The sequence below is a fragment of the Citrobacter werkmanii genome, from assembly GCF_008693645.1.
GTDB classification, from domain to species: Bacteria; Pseudomonadota; Gammaproteobacteria; order Enterobacterales; family Enterobacteriaceae; genus Citrobacter; species Citrobacter werkmanii.
The window spans coordinates 3515060-3535664 of record NZ_CP044101.1 but is presented as its reverse complement, the minus strand read 5'-3'; the positions used below and the strand labels follow the sequence as shown (position 1 = coordinate 3535664).

The 20605-nt window shown below is 54.6% G+C and carries 20 protein-coding genes; 17 read left to right on the top strand and 3 right to left on the bottom strand.

The features are described from left to right. Positions 1-165: 165 nt before the first annotated feature. From prmB to FOB24_RS17730, 6 genes are read left to right on the top strand one after another with little or no spacing between them, the layout of a single operon-like run. Complete coding sequence (gene prmB / locus FOB24_RS17755; protein WP_038642381.1) at positions 166-1098, top strand: 50S ribosomal protein L3 N(5)-glutamine methyltransferase; 933 nt, start codon at positions 166-168, stop codon at positions 1096-1098. A gap of 39 nt (positions 1099-1137) precedes the next feature. Next, on the top strand, positions 1138-2223 hold the full coding sequence (aroC, locus tag FOB24_RS17750; protein WP_038642369.1) for a chorismate synthase: 1086 nt from the start codon (positions 1138-1140) through the stop codon (positions 2221-2223). A gap of 3 nt (positions 2224-2226) precedes the next feature. Further along, a complete protein-coding gene (gene mepA / locus FOB24_RS17745) occupies positions 2227-3051 on the top strand; it encodes a penicillin-insensitive murein endopeptidase (protein ID WP_038642368.1) in 825 nt (274 codons plus the stop codon). Further along, complete coding sequence (locus FOB24_RS17740; RefSeq protein WP_038642367.1) at positions 3051-3860, top strand: sulfite exporter TauE/SafE family protein; 810 nt, start codon at positions 3051-3053, stop codon at positions 3858-3860. Before mepA ends, FOB24_RS17740 begins: the two co-directional genes overlap by 1 nt. Then, the gene (locus FOB24_RS17735; protein WP_038642365.1) at positions 3860-4408 is read left to right on the top strand and encodes an elongation factor P hydroxylase; all 549 of its coding nucleotides are present in this window, start codon (positions 3860-3862) and stop codon (positions 4406-4408) included. The genes FOB24_RS17740 and FOB24_RS17735 overlap by 1 nt, the downstream gene beginning before the upstream one ends. A gap of 32 nt (positions 4409-4440) precedes the next feature. After that, the gene (locus tag FOB24_RS17730) at positions 4441-4716 is read left to right on the top strand and encodes a YfcL family protein (RefSeq protein WP_038642363.1); all 276 of its coding nucleotides are present in this window, start codon (positions 4441-4443) and stop codon (positions 4714-4716) included. A gap of 134 nt (positions 4717-4850) precedes the next feature. On the opposite strand, the gene mnmC is transcribed toward FOB24_RS17730, so the two are convergent. Next, complete coding sequence (gene mnmC / locus FOB24_RS17725) at positions 4851-6851, bottom strand: bifunctional tRNA (5-methylaminomethyl-2-thiouridine)(34)-methyltransferase MnmD/FAD-dependent 5-carboxymethylaminomethyl-2-thiouridine(34) oxidoreductase MnmC (protein ID WP_190971841.1); 2001 nt, start codon at positions 6849-6851, stop codon at positions 4851-4853. Positions 6852-7010: 159 nt separating this feature from the next. Here mnmC and fabB point away from each other — a divergent pair, with 159 nt between their 5' ends. After that, positions 7011-8231, top strand: coding sequence for a beta-ketoacyl-ACP synthase I (gene fabB, locus FOB24_RS17720; protein ID WP_121529326.1), 1221 nt, complete (start codon positions 7011-7013; stop codon positions 8229-8231). A gap of 42 nt (positions 8232-8273) precedes the next feature. Here the strand turns inward: fabB and FOB24_RS17715 are convergent, their stop codons facing one another. Beyond that, entirely contained in the window at positions 8274-8792 is a 519-nt protein-coding gene (locus tag FOB24_RS17715) for a YbjP/YqhG family protein (protein WP_150345250.1), read from the bottom strand. Between the two features lie 293 nt (positions 8793-9085). Here FOB24_RS17715 and FOB24_RS17710 point away from each other — a divergent pair, with 293 nt between their 5' ends. After that, positions 9086-10264, top strand: coding sequence for an MFS transporter (locus FOB24_RS17710; RefSeq protein WP_038642354.1), 1179 nt, complete (start codon positions 9086-9088; stop codon positions 10262-10264). Here the strand turns inward: FOB24_RS17710 and flk are convergent. Beyond that, entirely contained in the window at positions 10261-11268 is a 1008-nt protein-coding gene (gene flk / locus FOB24_RS17705) for a flagella biosynthesis regulator Flk (RefSeq protein WP_069323375.1), read from the bottom strand. The genes FOB24_RS17710 and flk overlap by 4 nt on opposite strands. Before the next feature lie 108 nt (positions 11269-11376). On the opposite strand from flk, the gene pdxB reads away from it, so the two are divergent. The 9 genes from pdxB (at position 11377) to purF (ending at position 20567) form a co-directional block, all read left to right on the top strand. Further along, positions 11377-12513, top strand: coding sequence for a 4-phosphoerythronate dehydrogenase PdxB (pdxB, locus tag FOB24_RS17700; protein WP_150345249.1), 1137 nt, complete (start codon positions 11377-11379; stop codon positions 12511-12513). Positions 12514-12580: 67 nt separating this feature from the next. Then, entirely contained in the window at positions 12581-13594 is a 1014-nt protein-coding gene (locus tag FOB24_RS17695; RefSeq protein ID WP_121529323.1) for an aspartate-semialdehyde dehydrogenase, read from the top strand. Next, positions 13594-14406 (top strand): tRNA pseudouridine(38-40) synthase TruA, encoded by an 813-nt coding sequence (gene truA, locus FOB24_RS17690; RefSeq protein WP_038642347.1) that lies wholly within the window; start codon positions 13594-13596, stop codon positions 14404-14406. Before FOB24_RS17695 ends, truA begins: the two co-directional genes overlap by 1 nt. A gap of 24 nt (positions 14407-14430) precedes the next feature. After that, a complete protein-coding gene (locus FOB24_RS17685; RefSeq protein WP_003028140.1) occupies positions 14431-15090 on the top strand; it encodes a DedA family protein in 660 nt (219 codons plus the stop codon). Between the two features lie 149 nt (positions 15091-15239). Continuing rightward, positions 15240-16154 (top strand): acetyl-CoA carboxylase, carboxyltransferase subunit beta, encoded by a 915-nt coding sequence (gene accD, locus FOB24_RS17680; protein WP_038642345.1) that lies wholly within the window; start codon positions 15240-15242, stop codon positions 16152-16154. 268 nt (positions 16155-16422) lie between these two features. Next, positions 16423-17691: a bifunctional tetrahydrofolate synthase/dihydrofolate synthase gene (gene folC, locus FOB24_RS17675; RefSeq protein WP_085047807.1), complete on the top strand. Its 1269-nt coding sequence runs from the start codon at positions 16423-16425 to the stop codon at positions 17689-17691. Further along, entirely contained in the window at positions 17681-18325 is a 645-nt protein-coding gene (dedD, locus tag FOB24_RS17670; protein ID WP_150345248.1) for a cell division protein DedD, read from the top strand. The genes folC and dedD overlap by 11 nt, the downstream gene beginning before the upstream one ends. Positions 18326-18527: 202 nt before the next feature. Next, positions 18528-19016 (top strand): colicin V production protein, encoded by a 489-nt coding sequence (gene cvpA / locus FOB24_RS17665; RefSeq protein ID WP_005129678.1) that lies wholly within the window; start codon positions 18528-18530, stop codon positions 19014-19016. A 33-nt stretch (positions 19017-19049) separates the two neighbouring features. Continuing rightward, positions 19050-20567, top strand: coding sequence for an amidophosphoribosyltransferase (gene purF / locus FOB24_RS17660; RefSeq protein ID WP_005129677.1), 1518 nt, complete (start codon positions 19050-19052; stop codon positions 20565-20567). Positions 20568-20605: the final 38 nt, after the last annotated feature.

The window sequence follows — 20605 nt, the reverse complement described above, 5'->3', positions numbered from 1 at the left end:
CGAGAGTCTCATCTTTTATTTTCCGTTAGTTTAACCCGACTCGACGGGCATCCGATCGCTTAAAACGCAATTTTCGCGTTCAGGCCCGGTGTGGATGCTGATTTATCGCCGTCTTCGTGGCAAACTAGCCGCCGAAATTAATACGAGCATGCCCTGGAGGAATACGTGGATAAAATTTTCGTCGATGAAGCAGTGAGTGAACTGCATACCATTCAGGACATGTTGCGTTGGGCGGTCAGCCGTTTTAGCGCGGCGAATATCTGGTATGGCCATGGCACGGATAACCCATGGGACGAGGCCGTACAACTGGTGCTGCCGTCGCTCTATTTGCCGCTGGATATACCTGAAGATATGCGCACCGCGCGTCTGACCTCCAGCGAGCGCCATCGTATTGTTGAACGCGTGATTCGCCGCGTCAACGAGCGTATCCCGGTTGCTTATCTGACCAATAAAGCCTGGTTCTGCGGGCATGAGTTTTATGTTGATGAACGCGTGCTGGTTCCACGCTCACCGATTGGCGAACTGATCAATAATCGTTTTGCGGGCCTCATCAATGAGCAGCCGCAGCATATCCTCGATATGTGTACCGGCAGCGGCTGCATCGCTATTGCCTGCGCGTATGCTTTCCCGGAAGCCGAAGTGGATGCGGTGGATATTTCCACTGACGCGCTGGCGGTGACCGAGCACAATATTGAAGAACATGGTCTGATCCATCACGTGACGCCGATCCGCTCCGATCTGTTCCGCGATCTGCTGAAAGTGCAGTATGACCTGATTGTGACCAACCCGCCGTATGTCGATGCGGAAGATATGTCCGATCTGCCAAACGAATATCGTCATGAACCTGAGCTGGGTCTGGCGTCCGGTAGCGATGGGCTGAAACTGACTCGCCGCATTCTGGGGAACGCTCCAGATTACCTGGCAGATAACGGTATTCTGATTTGTGAAGTCGGAAACAGCATGGTACATCTGATAGAGCAATACCCGGATGTACCGTTTACCTGGCTGGAGTTTGACAACGGCGGTGACGGTGTATTCATGCTGACCAAAGAACAGTTAGTTGCTGCTCGCGAGCACTTCAGCATTTATAAAGACTAAATACACGCGCACAAACACAACACTCATAACGGAGCCGTGATGGCAGGAAACACAATTGGGCAACTCTTTCGCGTAACTACATTCGGCGAATCACACGGGCTGGCGCTCGGTTGTATTGTCGATGGTGTTCCGCCGGGCATTTCTCTGACAGAAGCTGACCTGCAGCACGATCTCGACAGACGTCGCCCAGGTACGTCGCGTTACACTACGCAGCGCCGTGAACCGGATCAGGTGAAAATCCTCTCTGGTGTGTTCGAAGGCGTGACCACCGGTACCAGCATTGGTCTGTTGATCGAAAATACCGATCAGCGTTCACAGGATTACAGCGCGATTAAGGATGTTTTTCGTCCTGGCCACGCCGACTATACCTATGAGCAAAAATACGGTCTGCGCGACTATCGTGGCGGTGGACGCTCATCCGCACGTGAAACAGCAATGCGCGTGGCGGCCGGGGCGATTGCCAAAAAATATCTGGCGGAAAAATTCGGCGTTGAAATTCGCGGCTGTCTGACGCAGATGGGCGATATCCCGCTGGAGATTAAAGACTGGTCTCAGGTAGAGCTTAACCCGTTCTTTTGCCCGGACCCGGATAAAATCGAGGCGCTCGATGAACTGATGCGCGGCCTGAAAAAAGAGGGCGACTCCATCGGAGCAAAGGTCAGCGTGGTGGCAAGCGGCGTACCTGCGGGTCTCGGTGAACCTGTATTTGACCGCCTGGATGCCGACATTGCCCATGCGCTGATGAGCATTAACGCCGTTAAGGGCGTAGAGATTGGCGACGGGTTTGACGTTGTCGCGCTGCGCGGCAGCCAAAACCGTGATGAAATCACCAAAGACGGTTTCCAGAGTAACCATGCGGGCGGCATTCTGGGCGGGATCAGCAGCGGGCAGCAAATTGTTGCACATATGGCGCTGAAACCGACGTCCAGTATTACCGTTCCTGGCCGCACGATTAACCGCTTTGGCGAAGAAGTCGACATGATCACCAAAGGACGCCACGATCCGTGCGTTGGGATCCGCGCCGTGCCGATCGCTGAAGCAATGCTGGCGATCGTATTAATGGATCACCTGCTGCGTCAGCGGGCGCAAAACGCGGACGTGAAGACTGACATTCCACGCTGGTAATACATGAAAAAAACGGCACTTGCGGCGCTGGCTCTTTTTGCCAGCACCGCCTGCCTGGCGGCGACGCCCTGGCAGAAAATTACCCATCCGGTGGCGGGCAGCCCGCAGTCTATCGGCGCATTCGCCAATGGCTGTATTGTTGGCGCCGAGACGCTGCCTGTACAGTCTGAACACTATCAGGTGATGCGCACCGATCAGCGACGTTATTTTGGTCATCCGGATCTGGTGATGTTTATCCAGCGTCTGAGTAATCAGGCGAATAATCTGGGGCTGGGCACGGTGTTAATCGGCGATATGGGTATGCCGGCCGGTGGGCGGTTCAATGGCGGTCATGCCAGCCACCAGACGGGACTGGATGTCGATATTTTCCTGCAGTTGCCGAAAACGCGCTGGACCCAGTCACAACTGCTGCGTCCTCAGGCGTTAGATCTGGTCTCACGGGATGGCAAACATGTCGTGCCGTCGCTGTGGAAGCCGGAGATTTTCAGCCTGATTAGGCTGGCGGCAAAAGATAATGAAGTCACGCGCATTTTTGTGAATCCGGCGATTAAGCAGCAGCTGTGTCTGGATGCAGGGACTGACAGGGACTGGTTGCGTAAAGTGCGACCGTGGTTCCAGCATCGTGCGCATATGCACGTACGATTACGTTGTCCTGCTGACAGCCTTGAGTGCGAAGATCAACCGTTGCCTCCACCGGGTGACGGCTGTGGCGCGGAGCTGCAAAGCTGGTTCGAACCTCCCAAACCTGGAACCACTAAGCCTGAGAAGAAGACACCGCCGCCGTTGCCGCCTTCCTGCCAGGCGCTACTGGATGAGCATGTACTCTAATGGATCATTTTGTCTCTCTGTTTATGGTGTCGCCACTGCTGTTAGGTGTGCTTTTTTTTGTGGCAATGCTGGCAGGTTTTATTGACTCTCTGGCCGGAGGCGGCGGTTTACTCACCATCCCGGCATTGATGGCGGCCGGAATGCCGCCCGCGCAAGCGTTGGCCACCAATAAGCTACAGGCCTGCGGGGGATCCATCTCTTCCTCGATCTATTTTATTCGCCGGGGCGTGGTTAATCTGGCGGATCAGAAGCTCAACATCTTCATGACTTTTGTCGGTTCCATGAGCGGCGCGTTGTTGGTCCAGCATGTGCAGTCCGACATATTACGCCAGATCCTGCCGGTGCTGGTTATCTGTATTGGCCTCTACTTTCTGTTGATGCCCAGAGTGGGCGAAGAAGACCGGCAGCGTCGGCTGCACGGTTTGCCTTTCGCGCTGGTGGCCGGGGGCTGCGTTGGGTTTTACGATGGCTTTTTTGGCCCGGCGGCGGGATCGTTCTACGCGCTGGCTTTTGTCATGCTGTGCGGCTATAACCTGGCAAAATCGACGGCCCACGCCAAAGTATTAAATGCCACCTCGAATATCGGTGGACTGTTGCTGTTTGCCCTCGGCGGCAAAGTGATTTGGGCGACCGGGTTTGTGATGCTCATTGGCCAGTTCATTGGCGCACGGATGGGATCGCGACTGGTGCTCAGCAAAGGACAAAAACTCATTCGGCCAATGATCGTTATTGTCTCCGCCGTAATGAGCGCCAAGCTACTTTACGATAATCATGGACAGGAGATTCTCCACTGGCTGGGGATGAACTAATGAATAACACCCATCACTACGAACAGTTAATTGAGATTTTTAACGGCTGCTTTGCCGATGAATTTAATACCCGTCTGATTAAAGGCGATGACGAACCGATCTATCTTCCTGCTGATGCGGAAGTACCGTATCACCGTATCGTTTTTGCGCATGGTTATTACGCCAGCGCGTTACATGAAATTTCACACTGGTGTATTGCGGGTAAAGCGCGTCGTGAACTGGTTGACTTTGGTTACTGGTACTGCCCGGACGGACGCGACGCGAACACGCAATGCCAGTTTGAAGATGTAGAAGTGAAGCCGCAGGCGTTTGACTGGCTGTTCTGCATGGCGGCGGGCTACCCGTTTAACGTCAGTTGCGACAATCTGAACGGCGACTTTGAACCGGATCGCGTGGTATTCCAGCGTCGTGTTCATGCCCAGGTGATGGAATATCTGGAAAAGGGGATCCCGGAGCGGCCAGCGCGCTTTATTAACGCGTTACAGAATTATTATCACACGCCTGAACTTAAGGCGGAACAATTCCCGTGGCCCGAAGCGCTCAACTGAAGCCGCCGCCACGTTTACAATGAGGAAAGAAGATGATCGCGGAGTTTGAATCACGCATTCTGGCATTAATCGACGATATGGTAGAGCACGCCAGCGATGATGAGTTGTTTGCCAGTGGCTATTTGCGTGGGCACCTGACGCTGGCCGTAGCAGAGCTGGACGCTGGCGAGGACCATTCCGCTGAGGCATTGTACACCAATGTGACCAGCAGCCTGGAAAAAGCGATTAGCGCAGGCGAACTTTCGCCGCGTGACCAGGCGTTAGTGAAAGAGATGTGGGACGCTTTATTTCAAAAGGCAACGCAATAATAATTGCAGTGGATTGTGCCGGATGGCGACGCTAAGGCGTCTTATCCGGCCTACGTGGACTGACGATTCGGGTTCAGTTTGTAGGCCTGATAAGCGCAGCGCCGCAGCGCATCAGGCAATGATGAGAGAGTATTTTATTTCACCGCTTTACCCTTCAATAACTTCCTGACCCACAACCGATTCGGGTTCAGTGCCGCCAGCGTACTGGCATCCATAGGAATGGGTTCATCGCTCATTTGCGCTGCCAGAATTTCTGCACACAGCGGGGCTGAGCACAACCCGCGTGACCCCAGCGCGCCCAGCATAAATAGATCGACATACACCGGGGCGCTTACCGCGTGCGCTTTGTCTTCGGCAAGCGTGGCGTACTGGCTGAGCGTGGCGTCATAGTCCGCGATATTGCCCACCATCGGGATGTGATCGCGCGTAGCGCAGCGGACCCCGCAGCGGGCGGCATGCGCACTGACGTCCACCTCTTTTGCCCATGCGGCGTGCGGGAAGCAGTCGATTAAACGCTGACGATTTTGCTGCTGGTCGTCCTCGCGATACTCAGTCTCCTCACACCCACGATGATAGCTGGCGCCAATGCAGTGTTGCTGGTTTTGCGGGTCATACGGCGTGAGGTAACCGTCGTAGCACAACACCTGGCGCAGCGCTGATAGCGTAGGCGTGGTGGGGATATGACTCACCTGACCGCCAACGGAATAGACCGGTAACGACTGCGTCTGCTCAAAGCGGTTAATGCGATGGCCGTTAGCCAGAACCACCGCTTCGTGAGTGGCGGTTTCTCCACAGGCAAACTGCAATTGCCAGCTTGCTGTCTGGCGCGTCAGTGAGACCAACGTGTGTTGGTAGCGGGTACGTAATCCCAGCGTTGTGGCATAGTCCAGTACGGCGGTGGTTAACTGCGCCGGGCACAACCATCCACCTGCTGGATACTGAATCCCGCCGCATCCGGTTTCCACGCCTGTCGTTTGCAACACCTGCTGTGCGTCTACGCCGACGGCGAGTGCATCGGGCAGTTCAAGAGACAGCATTTGAGTGATTTTCTGCTGGCTTTTTTCATCCCAGGCGAGCTGCGTCACGCCGCACCAGTCATGTGCGAACTCAACCGGAAGGGCGTCATACAGTCGGCGGGCGAAGGTAAACGCGGTGGGGAAAAAGAGATTAATGGCCGCATCATGCTTGCTGAGTAACGGATAGAGCGCGCCCTGACGATTACCTGATGCGCCTGCGGCAGGTTTTGCGTCCGCGCAATAGAGCGTGACCTGCCAGCCGCGGCGCAGTAGCGCCAGCGACAGCAATGCGCTGGCGATGCCACCGCCAATAATAGCGGCGTCGCGCTTATCTGTGCCCGTGCGCGTGAACCACGGAGCCGATGAAGGGAGCGCCAGAGTTTGTTCCATGACGCCACAAAGCATTTCGCGTTTGCGGCCAAAGCCTTTGCGTTTTTGCATTGTAAACCCGGCTTCCTGCAACCCCCGTCGCACAAAGCCTGCCGATGTGAAGGTGGCCAGCGTGCCGCCGGGGCGAGCCAGTCGGGCCATCGCGTTAAACAGCGTTGGCGTCCACATGTCCGGATTTTTCGCCGGTGCGAAACCGTCCAGGAACCAGGCGTCCACTTTTTGATTCAAAGAGTCATCCAGTTTACTGGTCAGTTCATTAATATCGCCAAACCACAGATCCAGCGTGACGCGCCCATTATCAAGAAGCAGACGATGGCATCCCGCCAGCGGCAGCGGCCACTGCTCTTGCAGTGCCGTGGCCCACGGAGCAAGCTCCGGCCAGTGCTGATGGGCCAGGGTCAGATCTTCACGCGTCAGCGGATATTTTTCGAAACTGATGAAATGTAATCTTTCCAGGGTAGCGTCAGGGTGGGTATCGCGAAAATCGGCAAATGCCTGCCAGAGCGTCAGGAAGTTAAGCCCGGTGCCAAACCCGCTTTCAGCCACCACGAAAAGGGGACGTGAATGCGCAGGAAATCGCTGTGCGAGATGATTCCCGCCGAGGAAGACGTAACGTGTCTCTTCCAGCCCGTTATCATTGGAAAAATAGACATCATCAAAATCTCGGGAAACAGGTGTACCCTCAGCGTTGAATTCAAGGTTGGCAGGTTGTATAGCGTATTGTTTCACGTAAGTTACTCGTCTGGCAGGCTGTGCCCCGATCTTAGCGATGAGTGCCTGGCTGCGCAAATTTCCACATTAAATGGCTGATCGGACTTGTTCGGCGTACAAGTGTACGCTATTGTGCCACTCGAAACTTTAAAATAGTGCGACTTACAGAGGTATTGAATGAAACGTGCAGTGATTACTGGCTTGGGCATCGTTTCCAGCATCGGTAATAACCAGCAGGAAGTCCTGGCATCTCTGCGTGAAGGACGTTCAGGGATCACTTTCTCTCAGGAGCTGAAGGACTCCGGCATGCGTAGCCACGTATGGGGCAACGTAAAACTGGATACCACTGGCCTCATTGACCGCAAAGTAGTGCGCTTCATGAGCGACGCATCCATCTATGCATTCCTTTCCATGGAGCAGGCTGTGGCGGATGCCGGTCTTGCTGCAGAAGATTACCAGAATAACCCGCGCGTTGGCCTGATTGCAGGTTCCGGCGGCGGCTCCCCGCGTTTTCAGGTGTTCGGCGCTGACGCAATGCGTAGCCCGCGTGGTCTGAAAGCGGTTGGCCCGTATGTGGTCACCAAAGCGATGGCGTCCGGCGTTTCTGCCTGCCTCGCAACGCCGTTTAAAATTCACGGCGTAAACTACTCCATCAGCTCTGCCTGTGCGACTTCTGCGCACTGTATCGGCAACGCAGTGGAACAAATTCAACTGGGCAAACAAGACATCGTGTTTGCTGGCGGCGGCGAAGAACTGTGCTGGGAAATGGCGTGTGAATTCGACGCCATGGGCGCGCTGTCTACCAAATATAACGATGACCCGTCGAAAGCTTCCCGTACCTATGACGCAAACCGTGACGGTTTTGTTATCGCGGGCGGCGGCGGTATGGTTGTGGTCGAAGAGCTGGAACACGCTCTGGCCCGTGGCGCGCACATCTACGCGGAAATCGTCGGTTACGGCGCGACCTCTGATGGCGCAGACATGGTTGCACCGTCAGGTGAAGGCGCAGTACGTTGCATGCAGATGGCGATGCACGGCGTAGACACGCCTATCGACTACCTGAACTCCCACGGTACTTCTACTCCGGTAGGCGACGTGAAAGAGCTGGGCGCAATCCGTGAAGTGTTTGGCGATAAGAGCCCGGCAATCTCGGCAACCAAAGCCATGACCGGTCACTCTCTGGGCGCGGCTGGCGTACAGGAAGCTATCTACTCTCTGCTGATGCTGGAACACGGCTTTATCGCGCCGAGCATCAACATTGAAGAGCTGGACGAGCAGGCGGAAGGTCTGAACATCGTGACCAAACCGACCGAGCAGGCGCTGACCACCGTGATGTCCAACAGCTTCGGCTTTGGCGGCACTAACGCGACGCTGGTCATGCGTAAGCTGAAAGCGTAAGTCTGCAAGATGATGTAAAGGGGAGCCTGATGGCTCCCTTTTTTATTTATTCATTTTTTCGTACTCCGGCGCGATTTCTGCCGACCAGGCTTTGGCTCGTGTGATATCACCAGTGCTGTAGATTGGCTGTTCAAATTGATTATCCAGATCCCGCACGCGATAAATTTTCCAGCGACCTTCTTCCCAACGCATATACACTTCCAGTTGCATGGGCGCTTCGCCTGCCGGCCCACCTAATTGTACTTCCACCTTTTCACCACCGAGAAAGGGCTGAGCCGCTTCAACCCGTAACAGCGGGATCCATTTGGGGTCGTAATCCTGCACGTACATAAAGTAGTCAGAATTTATTATTTCCTGCTCGTAAAGGCTGTCAATCAGCGCCAAACGGTCGATAACGTCTTTCGCCACATAACGTTGCATGAGCGCGGACGTATCTCGATCATGTGTGTAGGCGGACATCCACGCGAGATAGAATTGTTTTACAGCCTGTGTGCTGTCTTGATGAGGCGCATAGCAGCCGCAAAGCATCAGGATGAGAGCAATAAGCGAAAATGCTTTCATTACCGTGTCCCTAAAAATATATTCCGGCAAAAAAGATCGTTGAGTGTCCCCCTGATTGAAAACTATTTCCTCATTGTTAGTGCTTTTCTTCGATAATATAACCCTCTGTTTTGTAGATGCCTTCGGTGATTTCGATGTTGACAAGTTTAGCCCCTCACAGGCAGACTCCAGCTTCAACATTATCCTCTTGATAATGCGTAAGCGTTTAACGTTATCCAACGCACCTTAATCCTGAAAGTCAGGTAGAGGGGGCGTGGGCATTCCTCGCCTTACTCTGCATTTTGGAGTAACGCATGACAGCAGTAACCCAACAAGAAAAAACACCGTCGGCGAACTTTTCGCTGTTTCGTATCGCTTTTGCGGTTTTCCTGACCTACATGACGGTCGGTCTGCCTTTACCCGTCATTCCTCTGTTTGTGCACCACGAGCTGGGCTATGGCAATACCATGGTCGGTATCGCCGTAGGCGTACAGTTTCTGGCAACGGTCTTAACGCGTGGTTATGCCGGGCGCTTAGCCGATCAATATGGCGCTAAACGTTCGGCGCTACAGGGGATGTTTGCCTGTGCGCTGGCGGGCGCGGCGTGGCTTTTAGCCGCGCTATTACCTGTCTCTGTCCCGGTGAAATTTGCGTTGTTGATTGTCGGACGTCTGATCCTCGGCTTTGGCGAAAGCCAACTGCTCACCGGAACGCTGACCTGGGGGCTGGGGCTTGTTGGCCCAACGCGTTCCGGTAAGGTGATGTCGTGGAACGGGATGGCGATTTACGGTGCGCTGGCTGCCGGTGCGCCGTTGGGCTTGCTGATCCATAGCCACTTCGGCTTCGCGGCGCTGGCGGGAACCACGATGGTATTACCGCTGCTGGCCTGGGCATTCAACGGCACCGTTCGTAAAGTGCCTGCGCATGCCGGGGAGCGACCTTCACTGTGGAGCGTGGTCGGGCTTATCTGGAAACCGGGCCTGGGTCTGGCATTGCAGGGCGTGGGTTTTGCCGTCATCGGTACGTTTATTTCGCTTTATTTTGTCAGCAATGGCTGGACGATGGCGGGATTCACCCTGACCGCGTTTGGCGGGGCATTTGTGCTGATGCGCATTCTGTTTGGCTGGATGCCGGACCGGTTCGGCGGCGTGCAGGTCGCTGTTGTTTCATTGCTGGTTGAAACTGCGGGTCTGATCCTGCTGTGGCAGGCTCCCTCTGCCTGGGTTGCTCTGCTCGGGGCGGCATTAACCGGGGCCGGATGTTCGCTTATCTTCCCGGCATTGGGCGTTGAGGTTGTGAAGCGAGTGCCCGCGCAGGTTCGCGGTACGGCACTGGGAGGTTACGCCGCATTTCAGGATATTTCCTACGGCGTAAGCGGCCCTGTCGCCGGTGTTCTGGCCACCGCGTACGGCTATCCCTCGGTATTCCTTGCCGGGGCGATATCCGCCGTGGTGGGAATTGTTGTGACGTTGCTGACTCTGCGAAAAGGCTAAGCGACCAGCCAGAAAATGGCTAACGCAATCATCAAGGCAATAAATATCAGCCCCGGTCGTGTCGACAATGATTTAACCGTTTCAATCATCGGCGCGAACGGGCTGTAAATGGGCTGAGGATGGCGCGGATCGTTTAATTCCTGCTCCCGGTCACGTTCCACGCGGCGCAGGAAGATTTGATTCAGCAAGTCCAGCACCTGAACCGTGGTCAGAATCGATTGTGGCTGGATCTGATACGTCTGCTGCGCGTACTCTTTGATTGCCGTCAGCTCATTCGGCTCTAACGGCAGCTTCAGCGCCGCCTGCAGTGTTTGTAAGGTCGGGGCAGTTTGCAGACTGAGCGTCTGGCGCGCCTGCAGCCAGGTGACCAGATGCGAAAATTGTTTGGCGGGGATTAACTCTCCGCTTTTTACCCCAGACAGCTCCAGCATAGACTGCCAGATCATCTTACCGGATTCGCCCGTGGCCGCCGCCAGTTTGGTCACCAACTGGTTCAGCGTATTGTGCTCTGCGGGGAGTAACGGACGATCGGTAGCCGGACGCTGCTGCGGCTGCGGTATCGAAAGCTGACCCTGTTGCAACAGGGTCAGCACGTTCTTCAATTGCTCAGGCGTGAGTTGGCTAAGCGCCGTCTGCCCGTACTGCTGGCGGATAAAATCACTCACCGCCTGACGGTTATTTCCCTGACTCAATAGCTCCGTGAGCTGCGACAGCACCTGACGATTAGCATGGTTCTGTTGTGCGACTTCCAGCCGCTGGTTCAAATTTTGTTCGGCGGCAGGAAAGTGACGTGACTGCAACGGTGTATCACTTTTGACGCCCAGATCGTGTTTCATTCCGGCCCATACCTCAGCGCTTTGCTGCTGAGTGAGCGAAATCAAACGGGTAATCAGTCGTTCCAGCACGGTACGTTGTATCGTGGATAACGGTTGCTCACCTGCAACGGAGGGGGCATTTTGGCCTTCGCCGGGAGGGCGAGCGGGCGTACCTGAAATGGGCTGCATCGTCTCTGTTCCTTAAATCTGTGCTGACCAGGTCTCGCAGTATGCCTGGCGGCGAGATTATGGCACACTTGCCCGGTTAACTCTCGTTCTCAAACAGGTGCGAAAGACGTGAAAATCCTCGTTGATGAAAATATGCCCTATGCCCGCGAACTGTTCAGTCGTTTGGGGGAGGTCAAAGCGGTTCCTGGTCGTCCGATTCCCGTTGCCGAACTGGATGATGCGGATGCCTTAATGGTGCGCTCGGTGACGAAAGTCAATGAATCACTGCTCAGCGGAAAACCGGTTAAATTTGTCGGTACGGCAACCGCAGGCACGGACCATGTGGATGAAGCCTGGCTTACGCAGTCGGGAATCGGTTTTTCCGCAGCGCCCGGATGTAATGCGATTGCGGTCGTAGAATATGTTTTTTCAGCGTTGCTGATGCTGGCGGAGCGCGACGGTTTTGTGTTACGCGATCGTACCGTGGGCATCGTCGGTGTTGGCAACGTGGGCGGACGTTTGCAGGCGCGACTGGAAGCGCTGGGGATCCGTACCTTGCTGTGCGATCCGCCGCGGGCCGATCGCGGTGACGAGGGCGATTTCCGCTCGCTGGACGAACTGGTACAGCAGGCCGATGTGCTGACTTTCCATACGCCGTTATTTAAAGACGGCCCGTACAAAACGCTGCACCTGGCGGATGACGCGCTGATTAGTCGGCTGAAGCCGGGCACCATTCTGATCAACGCCTGCCGGGGGCCGGTTATCGACAATACGGCATTACTGAATCGGCTTAACGCCGGGCAGGCGCTGAGCGTGGTGTTGGATGTCTGGGAAGGCGAGCCGGATCTCAATGTGGCGTTGCTGGAGAAAGCCGATATCGGCACGGCGCACATTGCCGGGTATACCCTGGAAGGAAAAGCGCGTGGGACCACGCAGGTCTTTGAGGCCTATAGTAAGTTTATTGGTCGCGAACAGCACGTTGCGCTGAACACCCTGTTACCTGCGCCGGAATTTGGGCGTATCACGTTGCATGGCCCGTTAGATCAGCCAACGCTGAAAAGGCTGGCGCATTTAGTGTATGATGTGCGCCGCGATGATGCGCCGCTGCGTAAAGTCGCTGGAATTCCGGGTGAGTTTGATAAACTGCGTAAAAATTATCTTGAGCGCCGTGAATGGTCGTCTTTATACGTGATGTGTGACGACGCAACGGCTGCCGCCTTGCTGTGTAAGCTGGGTTTTAACGCGGTTCATCACCCGGCACATTAATGTCTTCTTAATGCTCCCTGTCGAATAATGCGACAGGGACGCTTATGTATTTCTGGAGTAAATCACCATGTCTGAAGGCTGGAACATTGCCATTCTGGGCGCAACGGGCGCCGTAGGCGAAGCCCTGCTCGATACGCTGGCTGAACGCCAGTTCCCGGTCGGTGAAATTTATGCGCTGGCGCGTAACGAAAGCGCTGGTGAGCACCTGCGTTTTAACGGTAAATCGGTCATTGTTCAGGATGTTGCAGACTTTGACTGGACGCAGGCACAACTGGCATTTTTTGTTGCGGGCGCTGAGGCCACCGCTGCATGGGTGGAAGAAGCAACCAATGCCGGTTGCCTGGTTATCGATAGCAGTGGTCTGTTCGCACTTGAGCCTGACGTTCCGCTGGTGGTTCCGGACGTTAACCCGTTCGTGTTGGCAGATTATCGCAACCGCAATGTGATTGCAGTCCCTACTAGCCTGACCAGTCAACTGTTGTCTGCGTTGAAACCGCTGATTGATGACGGTGGTCTTTCACGTATTACGGTGACCAATATTCTGTCGGCCTCCGCGCACGGTAAAAAAGCGGTGGATGCGTTGGCAGGGCAAAGTGCGAAACTGCTCAATGGTATCCCGATTGACGAAGACGATTTCTTTGGTCGCCAGTTGGCATTCAATATGCTGCCGCTGCTGCCAGATCGCGAAGGTAGCGTGCGCGAAGAGCGTCGTATCGTCGATGAAGTGCGCAAAATTATGCAGGATGACGGTCTGCTTATCTCCGCTAGCATCGTACAGTCACCGGTATTCTACGGTCACGCGCAGATGGTGAATTTTGAAGCCCTGCGTCCGTTGGCGGCGGAAGAAGCGCGCGATGCGTTTTCTCGCGCTGAAGACGTGGTGTTGTCGGAAGAGACCGATTTCCCGACTCAGGTTGGCGATGCGTCTGGTACCCCACATCTTTCCATCGGCTGTGTACATAACGATTACGGTATGCCGGAGCAGGTTCAGTTCTGGTCCGTGGCAGATAACGTACGCTTTGGCGGCGCGTTGATGGCGGTGAAAATTGCGGAAAAACTGGTGCAGGAGTATCTGTACTAATGTCGGACCTGCAACAGCCGCTACCCCATAAAATTGCGCTGGGCATTGAGTATGACGGCAGCAAATATTATGGCTGGCAGCGCCAGAACGAAGTGCGTAGCGTTCAGGAAAAGCTGGAAAAAGCGCTTTCTCAGGTCGCGAATGAGCGTATCAATGTCTTTTGTGCGGGGCGCACGGATGCGGGCGTTCATGGCACAGGCCAGGTCGTACATTTTGAAACGCACGCTGTGCGTAAAGATGCCGCCTGGACGTTGGGCGTAAATGCGAATTTACCTGGTGACATCGCCGTGCGCTGGGTGAAAGCTGTACCTGATGATTTTCATGCCCGATTCAGCGCCACGGCTCGCCGTTATCGCTACATCATCTACAATCATCGGTTGCGCCCTGCGGTTTTGGGCAAAGGGGTAACCCATTACTATGAGCCGCTGGATGCTGAACGTATGCATCGTGCAGCCCAATGTCTGATAGGCGAAAATGATTTTACCTCGTTTCGTGCGGTGCAGTGCCAGTCGCGCACGCCGTGGCGTAACGTGATGCACATTAACGTTGAACGTTTTGGCGCATATGTGGTGGTGGATATTAAAGCGAATGCCTTTGTACATCATATGGTCAGGAATATTGTCGGTAGCCTGATGGAAGTAGGCGCCAACAACCAGCCGGAGAGCTGGATAGCAGAACTGTTAGCGGCGAAGGACAGAACGCTGGCAGCGGCAACGGCGAAAGCGGAAGGACTGTATTTGGTCGCGGTAGATTACCCGGACCGGTTCGACCTGCCAAAACCGCCAATGGGCCCGCTATTTCTGGCGGACTAATTTGAGTCGTATAAAGGCAAAACTATGGATCTGATTTACTTTCTTATCGATTTTATTCTGCACATTGATGTGCACCTGGCGGAGCTGGTCGCGGAATACGGTATCTGGGTATACGCGATTCTGTTTCTGATCCTGTTCTGTGAAACCGGGCTGGTAGTGACGCCGTTCCTGCCGGGGGACTCGCTACTGTTTGTTGCCGGCGCGCTTTCTGCGCTGCCAACTAACGATCTCAATGTTCATCTGATGGTGGCGTTGATGATTGTGGCTGCGATTGTCGGCGATGCGGTGAACTACACGATTGGCCGGTTGTTCGGTGAGAAACTCTTTAGTAACCCGAACTCCAAAATTTTTCGTCGCAGCTACCTGGATAAAACCCATGCGTTCTACGAGCGTCATGGCGGGAAAACGATTATCCTGGCGCGTTTCGTGCCTATCGTGCGTACATTTGCGCCATTTGTTGCCGGTATGGGACACATGTCCTACCGCCACTTTGCGATGTATAACGTTGTAGGCGCGCTGCTGTGGGTATTGCTGTTCACCTACGCAGGCTATCTGTTTGGCGATCTGCCAATAGTTCAGGAAAACCTGAAATTATTGATTGTGGCGATTATCGTCCTTTCCGTATTGCCGGGCGTGATAGAAGTGATTCGTCATAAACGGGCTGCGTCACGGGCTGCAAAATAGAAAGTAACTCAGCGGTTCGACCACTTTTTTATCCAAAGTTTCGGGCTGTTATGTTTTAATGTGCAACATTCATGGTCTGTTAGGGGCAAAAATGGCATTATGCGCCCCTTATAACAAAGCTGACTAGGGTTCAGGCAGAAAGGTCACCAATGAGCTGGATTGAACGAATTAAAAGCAACATTACTCCCACCCGCAAGGCAAGCATTCCTGAAGGGGTGTGGACCAAGTGTGATAGCTGCGGTCAGGTTTTATACCGTGCTGAGCTGGAACGTAATCTTGAGGTCTGTCCGAAGTGTGACCATCATATGCGCATGTCGGCGCGCAATCGCCTGCATAGCCTGTTAGATGAAGGTACTCTTGTGGAACTGGGTAGCGAACTTGAGCCGAAAGACGTGCTGAAGTTTCGTGACTCCAAAAAGTACAAAGACAGACTGGCCTCAGCACAGAAAGAAACCGGCGAGAAAGATGCGCTGGTGGTGATGAAAGGCACGCTTCATGGCATGCCGGTCGTTGCGGCTGCATTCGAGTTCGCGTTTATGGGCGGCTCCATGGGTTCTGTCGTCGGTGCGCGTTTCGTCCGTGCCGTTGAGCAGGCGCTGGAAGACAACTGCCCGCTGATCTGCTTCTCCGCTTCTGGCGGGGCGCGTATGCAGGAAGCGCTGATGTCTCTGATGCAAATGGCAAAAACGTCTGCTGCGCTGGCGAAAATGCAGGAACGCGGTTTACCGTACATTTCTGTACTGACCGACCCAACGATGGGCGGTGTTTCCGCAAGCTTCGCGATGCTGGGCGATCTCAACATTGCCGAACCGAAAGCGCTGATTGGCTTTGCGGGTCCGCGTGTTATTGAGCAAACCGTACGTGAGAAACTGCCGCCGGGATTCCAGCGCAGCGAGTTCCTGATTGAAAAAGGCGCTATCGATATGATCGTCCGCCGTCCGGAAATGCGCCTGAAACTGGCAAGCATTCTGGCGAAGCTGATGAATCTTCCGGCGCCGAATCCGGATGAGCCGCGTGAAGGCGAAGTGGTACCTCCGGTACCCGATCAGGAATCAGAGTCCTGATAATATACTCTATGGATTTCGAGTTGCAGGTAGGCGGCAAGAGAGTTCATCCCGATGAGCTTGCACAGGCAAGTGATTCGGGTGAACGACAAATCTGCCGGGAGCAGATTTGAACGCCGCATGCGGCGGCCCCGAAGGGGGAGGCCCAGGGATGGGCCGAGTAATCCGCAGCCAACAAGCCTGCAGCTTGAAAGACGACGAGTACAAAAGGGCAGGGCCAGTTGGCGCTGCCTTTTGCTTTTCTCAACGTAAAGAATCTACAGGCATCATGGACAATAAACGTATTCCTCAAGCCGCGTCGCCTCTGGCGTCGTGGCTTTCTTATCTGGAAAACCTGCACAGTAAAACCATCGATCTGGGCCTTGAGCGCGTCAGCCAGGTGGCGCGTAAATTGGGCGTGTTGAAACCCGCGCCATTTGTCTTTACGGTGGCGGGCACCAACGGAAAAGGCACGACCTGCCGTACGCTGGAATCGGTGCTGACCGCAGCAGGTTATAAAGTCGGAGTATACAGTTCGCCGCATCTGGTGCGTTACACGGAACGCGTGCGCGTGCAGGGGGGGGAACTGCCGGAATCCGCGCATACTGCCTCGTTTGCTGAGATTGAAGACGCACGTGGCGATATTTCATTGACCTATTTTGAATACGGTACGCTATCGGCGCTCTGGTTGTTTAAACAGGCTCAGTTGGACGTAGTCATTCTGGAAGTGGGGTTAGGCGGTCGCCTTGACGCGACGAATATCGTCGATGCCGATGTTGCGGTCGTCACCAGTATTGCGCTTGATCATACCGACTGGCTGGGCCCGGATCGCGAGAGCATTGGTCGTGAGAAAGCGGGGATTTTCCGCGCAGAGAAACCGGCCATCGTTGGTGAACCTGAAATGCCATACACTATTGCGGATGTGGCGCAAGAGTGCGGGGCGATTTTGCAACGCTGTGGTGTGGACTGGCGCTATACGGTAACGGATAACGACTGGTCCTTTACGGACACTCACGGCACGTTGGCGCATCTGCCATTGCCACAGGTTCCACAACCGAACGCCGCGACCGCACTGGCTGCGCTGCGTGCCAGTGGTCTTGACGTCAGCGAGCAGGCAATTCGTGACGGAATCAAACAGGCGATTTTACCGGGGCGCTTCCAGATTGTGAGCGAGTCGCCGCGGGTGATTTTTGATGTTGCCCATAACCCGCATGCGGCGGAATATCTGACCGGACGTCTGAAAAAGTTAGTGAAAAGCGGGCGTGTACTTGCAGTTATCGGTATGCTACATGATAAAGATATTGCCGGTACGTTGGCCTGGTTAAAAAGCGTGGTCGATGCCTGGTACTGCGCGCCACTGGAAGGGCCGCGTGGCGCAACGGCAGAACAGCTGTTAGAACATCTGGGCAAAGGTGAAGCCTATGACAGCGTGGCGCAGGCATGGTCTGCGGCACTGGCCGAGGCGAAGCCAGAAGATACCGTGTTGGTGTGTGGATCGTTTCACACTGTCGCACATGTCATGGAAGTGATAGACGTGGGGAGAAGCGGTGGCGAGTAAGTTTCAGAATCGATTAGTTGGCACAATTGTGCTGGTCGCGCTTGGGGTGATTGTGCTCCCCGGGCTGCTTGACGGGCAAAAAAAACATTATCAGGATGAGTTTGCTGCGATCCCTCTGGTGCCCAAACCGGGCGATCGCGACGAGCCGGACATGATGCCTGCGGCAACGCAGGCGCTGCCAACGCAACCGCCTGAAGGGGCGGCAGAAGAGGTGCGCGCGGGCGATGCCGCCGCGCCATCGTTGGATCCGTCGCGTATGACAACGGCAAGTAGCGCGGAGTTAGATCCTGTCCCCGTACCTGTTGAACCGCCGAAACCTAAACCGAAGCCGCAACCCGTTGTCGCCACACCGGCGCCGAAACCGGTCGCTGAAGAAGCGCCAGCCCCGACCGGCAAAGCGTATGTTGTGCAGCTCGGCGCGCTGAAAAATGCGGATAAGGTCAATGAGATCGTGGGTAAACTTCGTGGCGCGGGCTTCCGGGTATATACTTCCCCGTCAACGCCGGTACAGGGTAAAATAACCCGCATTCTCGTCGGCCCTGACGCCTCCAGAGATAAGCTGAAGAATTCGCTGGGCGAGCTACAGAAGATCTCCGGTCTGAGTGGGGTTGTGATGGGATATACCCCTAATTAAGGGGCTGTTTCATGCAGGCCGGAGACGGTGTTTTCACCGTCTCCGGCCAGTGCCCGAAGAGGCATAAAACCGTATGGCGTTGAAGATTTTTTCAGCGCCATTTTTATTTACGCGTGGAAAGGAAATCCCTACGCAAACGTTTTCTTTTTCTGTTAGAATGCGCCCCGAACAGGACGACAGGGCGTAAAATCGTGGGACACTTATGGTCTGGATTGATTACGCCATTATCGCGGTGATTGGTTTTTCCTGTCTGGTTAGCCTGATCCGTGGCTTTGTTCGTGAAGCATTATCGTTGGTGACTTGGGGTTGTGCTTTCTTTGTCGCCAGCCATTACTACACTTACCTGTCTGTCTGGTTTACGGGCTTTGAAGACGAACTGGTTCGAAATGGGATTGCTATCGCGATACTGTTTATCGCGACACTTATCGTCGGCGCTATCGTTAACTTTGTGATAGGCCAACTGGTAGAGAAAACAGGTCTGTCGGGTACCGACAGGGTGTTGGGGATTTGCTTCGGTGCTCTGCGAGGAGCGCTGATCGTCGCCGCCATACTGTTCTTTCTCGATACGTTTACCGGTCTGTCGAAAAGTGAAGACTGGAGTAAGTCGCAGCTGATCCCGCAGTTCAGTTTCATCATCAGATGGTTCTTTGACTATCTGCAAAGCTCGTCAAGTTTCTTGCCCAAAGTATAAACTTTGGGTCGTTGCTGAACGAGGAAAAGACGTATGTGCGGTATTGTCGGTATCGCCGGTGTTATGCCGGTAAACCAGTCGATTTATGACGCGTTAACGGTGCTCCAGCATCGTGGTCAGGATGCTGCGGGCATCATCACTATTGATGCCAACAACTGCTTCCGCTTGCGTAAAGCAAACGGAATGGTGAGCGATATTTTTGAAGCGCGCCATATGCAGCGTTTGCAGGGCAATATGGGCATCGGTCATGTGCGTTACCCAACGGCTGGCAGCTCCAGCGCCTCCGAAGCTCAACCTTTTTACGTCAACTCACCGTATGGCATCACGCTTGCCCACAATGGCAATCTGACTAACGCGCATGAGCTGCGGAAAAAGCTGTTTGAAGAAAAGCGCCGTCACATCAACACCACTTCCGATTCTGAAATCCTGCTGAATATTTTCGCCAGCGAGCTGGATAACTTCCGCCATTACCCGCTGGAGGCAGACAATATTTTTGCTGCTATTGCGGCAACTAACCGCCAGATCCGCGGGGCCTATGCCTGCGTGGCGATGATTATCGGTCACGGCATGGTCGCCTTCCGCGATCCCAACGGCATTCGTCCGCTGGTGCTGGGGAAACGTGATATCGGCGATGGTCGCACCGAGTATATGGTGGCTTCCGAGAGCGTGGCGCTGGATACGCTGGGCTTTGAATTCCTGCGCGACGTAGCACCTGGCGAAGCGGTGTACATCACCGAAAAAGGCCAGCTGTTTACCCGCCAGTGCGCCGATAACCCGGTCAGCAATCCGTGCCTGTTCGAATACGTTTACTTTGCGCGTCCTGACTCCTTTATCGACAAGATTTCCGTCTACAGCGCCCGTGTGAATATGGGAACTAAGCTCGGCGAAAAAATTGCCCGCGAGTGGGAAGATCTGGATATCGACGTGGTGATCCCGATTCCGGAAACCTCATGCGATATCGCGCTGGAAATCGCCCGTATTCTCGGCAAGCCGTATCGTCAGGGGTTTGTGAAAAACCGCTACGTAGGGCGTACCTTTATTATGCCGGGCCAGCAGCTGCGTCGTAAATCCGTGCGCCGTAAACTGAACGCCAACCGTGCGGAGTTCCGTGATAAGAACGTGCTGCTGGTGGATGACTCTATTGTACGTGGCACCACCTCAGAACAGATTATCGAGATGGCGCGTGAAGCCGGAGCGAAGAAAGTGTATCTGGCCTCTGCCGCACCGGAAATCCGCTTCCCGAACGTTTATGGTATCGATATGCCGACGGCGACGGAGCTGATTGCCCACGGTCGCGAAGTGGACGAGATCCGCCAGATAATCGGCGCAGACGGGCTTATCTTCCAGGATCTCAACGATCTGATTGAAGCGGTCCGCGCTGAGAACCCGGATATTCAGCAGTTTGAATGTTCAGTGTTTAATGGCGTCTATGTCACCAAAGACGTTGACCAGCAGTATCTCGATTTCCTTGACTCCCTGCGTAATGACGATGCCAAAGCGATATTGCGTCAGAATGAAGCGGAAAACCTTGAGATGCACAACGAAGGTTAATGTTTGCTCGCAAGCAAGGGCGCAACCCGCACCCTTGC